The 3329-nt window shown below is 67.7% G+C and carries 5 protein-coding genes; 1 reads left to right on the forward strand and 4 read right to left on the reverse strand.

The window, feature by feature from the left end; translation table 11 throughout:
• Positions 1 to 68 precede the first annotated feature (68 nt).
• Both ACNA7R_RS19735 and ACNA7R_RS19740 read right to left on the reverse strand, forming a co-directional pair.
• Positions 69 to 350 carry a DUF5808 domain-containing protein gene (locus ACNA7R_RS19735; protein ID WP_416285252.1) on the reverse strand — a complete coding sequence of 94 codons (282 nt, stop codon included), beginning with the start codon at positions 348 to 350 and terminating at the stop codon, positions 69 to 71.
• A gap of 90 nt (positions 351 to 440) precedes the next feature.
• A complete protein-coding gene (locus ACNA7R_RS19740; protein ID WP_416285253.1) occupies positions 441 to 1088 on the reverse strand; it encodes a pyroglutamyl-peptidase I in 648 nt (215 codons plus the stop codon).
• Positions 1089 to 1184: 96 nt separating this feature from the next.
• Here ACNA7R_RS19740 and ACNA7R_RS19745 point away from each other — a divergent pair, with 96 nt between their 5' ends.
• Entirely contained in the window at positions 1185 to 1364 is a 180-nt protein-coding gene (locus ACNA7R_RS19745; RefSeq protein WP_416285254.1) for a hypothetical protein, read from the forward strand.
• A 52-nt stretch (positions 1365 to 1416) separates the two neighbouring features.
• On the opposite strand, the gene ACNA7R_RS19750 is transcribed toward ACNA7R_RS19745, so the two are convergent.
• Positions 1417 to 3168, reverse strand: a complete 1752-nt coding sequence (locus ACNA7R_RS19750) for a bifunctional N(6)-L-threonylcarbamoyladenine synthase/serine/threonine protein kinase (RefSeq protein WP_416285255.1) — start codon at positions 3166 to 3168, stop codon at positions 1417 to 1419.
• 50 nt (positions 3169 to 3218) lie between these two features.
• A partial coding sequence (locus tag ACNA7R_RS19755) for a 30S ribosomal protein S27ae (protein WP_416285256.1) occupies positions 3219 to 3329 on the reverse strand: 111 nt, incomplete at its 5' end.

Below are 3329 nucleotides of genomic sequence, written 5' to 3' on the forward strand. Positions count from 1 at the left end.
TAAGTCAGTACCGTCGCAACCGCGACCCGTGCGGCGGTTGCGCCGGTAAATCGGTACAGCAATCCGTATCAGTCGTCGTCGTCGACGATGACCTCTACCGGCTCGTCCTCGGTGCCCTCCGTCCCCTCGGTGACGCCCTGCTGTTCCTGCCAGAGGAGCGCGCCGGCGACCGCGACGACGATCCACGAGCGCCAGTTCGCGAGGTTCAGCGTGTAGCCGACGCCGAACGGCTTCTCGACGAGCATCCCCTCGCCGGGCTGCCAGTACGAGGAGAGCATCCGACCCATGCTCGGCCGATCGAAGTTGTACGGTACGCCGAAAACCTCTCCGGAGGTTGGCTTGTCTGCCATGCGCGACCGAACGTCGTCCACGATTAAGAGTATTGTGTGCGCAGCCTGCGACGAAATCGGGCGCCGGCACGGCCCTCGAACGAGCGACGCCTACGCCGACGGCTCCGAGCCCCCAGCAGGACCGTCCTCGACCGCGACCTCGAGCCCCGCGCGAAGCCCTCGTTCCATCGCCTCGAGGCCCATACTCGGCTCGCCCTCGTCGCGGGCCGCAGCCCCCTCGTGAGAGAGGGGAACGTGAACGAACCCGGTCCGAAACGCGCGGTCGGTTGTCTCGACGAGGTGGCGCGCGGCGTACAGCAGGTCGTTACAGCAGTGCGTGCCGGCGTCGGTCGAGAGCCGCGTCGGCACGCCCGCCTCGCGCATCGCTTCTTTCATCTCCAGGCACGGCAGCGTCGCGAAGTAGGCGTCGGGACCGTCCGCCGCAACTCGTCCGTCGACGACCTCGCGATCCTCGTTGTCCGGCACGCCGCGGGTGTCCCGCAGGTTGATTCCGACGCGCTCGAGCGAGAGCGTCGGTCGGCCCCCCGCTAGCCCGAGCGCGCAGACGATTTCGGGGTCGTGCTCGTCGATGGTGGCCTCGAGCCGCGAGGACGCCCGATCGAAGACAACGGGGAGTTCGACGCCCGCGACGCTCGAGTCGCCGATATCACATCCGTCGAGTCGCCGCGAGAGTTGGCGGGCGGGGTTGGTCTCGAACTCGCCGAACGGTTCGTAGCCGGTAAGGAGAACGTCGCTCACCGGTCGAACCACGTTCAGTTCGATCAAGAGCGTCCCGATTCCGGATCGATGACGCGAGCGCGAGGCTATTTGGCTTGCCAACACGTACCACTACGGATGACGTCCGAGCTTGCCTGTCCCGACTGTGAGACGACTATCGAATCGAAAGACCAACTCGAGGAGGGAGACGAGGTGTCCGAAATCGAGTTCGACGGGGAGAACCTCCGCCTCTACCGGAACCGGAACCTGCTTCACTGCAAGAACTGCAAGCGACCGCTGGGCATTCCGAAGCAGTAACCCAGGTCGGTCGGCGACGCCGTCCGCCAACCGTCCCCCGCTCACGACCGGACTACGCGTCGCCGACGTACCGACCGCGCCCCTCGACGTCCGCGAGGCGCTCGAGCACCCGTTCCTCGCCCTCCTCGCGATAGCCCTCGCGCAGCGCTTCCCGCAGGGGCTCCGGATCCTCGGCGGTGCCGACGAGGCTCTGGTCGAAGACGTGCAGGTCCATCGCGTAGTCCTCGACGTGGTCCGTGTGGTAGCCCAGCCCGAAGTCGATCAGGTACGTGCGGTCCGCGTTCACTCTGGCGTTTCGCGTCGTCAGGTCGCCGTGGACGAACCCGGCCCGGTGGAGCCGCGCGAGGTGCCGGCTCACCTCGCGAACCCGCTCGGGTGACAGCGCGGTCCGGAGATCCTCCCGGCCGACGTACTCGAACTCGAGACGCGACTCGTGCCCGTCGACGTCCGACAGCACCGGCGTCGGCACTCCCTCCCGCCGGGCGAGGCTCGTCAGTCGGGCCTCGATGCGGGTCCGCTCGCGCCGAAGCCGCTCGTCGAGTTCGGGGTGGCGGTACGTCTTGGGCTCACGGCGCTTGGTCACCCGGCCCGCATCGGGCTCGAGGTCGACCAGCGCCTCGGCACCCTGGACACTACCCTCCTCGCGGCCGAGCGTCAGGTCGCTCTCGTCGGCTCGCTCACGGCTCCCTCCGGTCGCCGTTCGCTGTTCCGAGGCGTTCGCTTCGCTCACGCCTCGCTGCCCGCGGCTCCTCTCGTCGCCGCTTGCGTTTCCGAGGAACTCGCTCCGTTCGTTCCTCGCTCGCCACGTTACGGGTACCTGATCGGGGCGAAAATCCGGATCCACCCGCGACTCCTCGATCGCCAGGGTGTCGCCGGCGTCGTACATCTTCGCACCCAGAACGGCGATCATCCCCGCGTTGTCCCGCAGGAATCGGGGCTCGGGCGCGTGAAAGCTCGCACCCCGCTGGGCGCACATCTCCTCGAGCATCTCCCGGAGGCGGGCGTTCTGGCCGACGCCACCCCCGAGGACGAGTTCGTCGCTGCCGGTCAGCGAGAGCGCTCGTTCAGACACTTCGGTCAGCATGCCGAAGATATTCTCCTGGAGGGAGTAGCAGATGTCCTCGACGGGAACGCTATCGTCGTACCGCTGTTTGGCTGCGCTCATGATTCCCGAGAAGGAGAAGTCCATCCCCTTGACGACGTACGGTAGGTCGACGTACTCGCCCTCGCTTGCGGCCTCCTCGACCTTCGGCCCGCCCGGGTGGGACCAGCCGACGTGGCGGGTGAACTTGTCGATGGCGTTGCCGACGCCCGTGTCCATCGTCTCGCCCAGTACTCGGTAACGACCGTTGCGGTACGCCAGCAGGTGTGCGTTCGCCCCGCTGGCGTTGAGACAGACCGGCGACGAAAAGCCCGAGGTGTGGCGGCCGATCTCGAGGTGGGCGACCATGTGGTTCACCCCCACGAGCGGCACCTCGAGCGACTGGGCCAGCGCTCGCGCGGCCGTCCCGACGATCCGCAGACAGGGGCCGAGTCCGGGGCCGCGGGAGAAGGCGACGCAATCGACGGGCGGCTCGTCCGCGGGTCCGTCGTGTGTCTCGCGGGCGTGCTCGAGGGCCGTCTCCAGGACTCGAGGGATGGCGTCGTGCATGTGCTCGGCGGCCTCGCGGGGATGGATGCCGCCGCTGTCGGGCTGGTAGGCGTCGCTCTCGATGAAAACGTCGTCGGTTCCGGCGTCGTAGCAGGCTGCGCTGGCCGCCCAGGCGGTGCCCTCGATGCCGAGAACGCGGGTGTGAGAACTCACGGCTAGTTGGCTACTGATCGGTATCGGCGGCTAAAGAGCGGTTCGGCTCGCTATTCCCACTCGGTGTAACTGCACTTCCCGCAGTGCAGTCGGTCGCCGTGGTCGGCGAGGAAGGTGTCGCCACAGCGGGGGCACTCCTCGCGGTTCTTGCTTCCGTCGTC

This window comes from Natronococcus sp. (assembly GCF_047921035.1).
In the GTDB taxonomy this organism is placed as follows: Archaea; Halobacteriota; Halobacteria; order Halobacteriales; family Natrialbaceae; genus Natronococcus.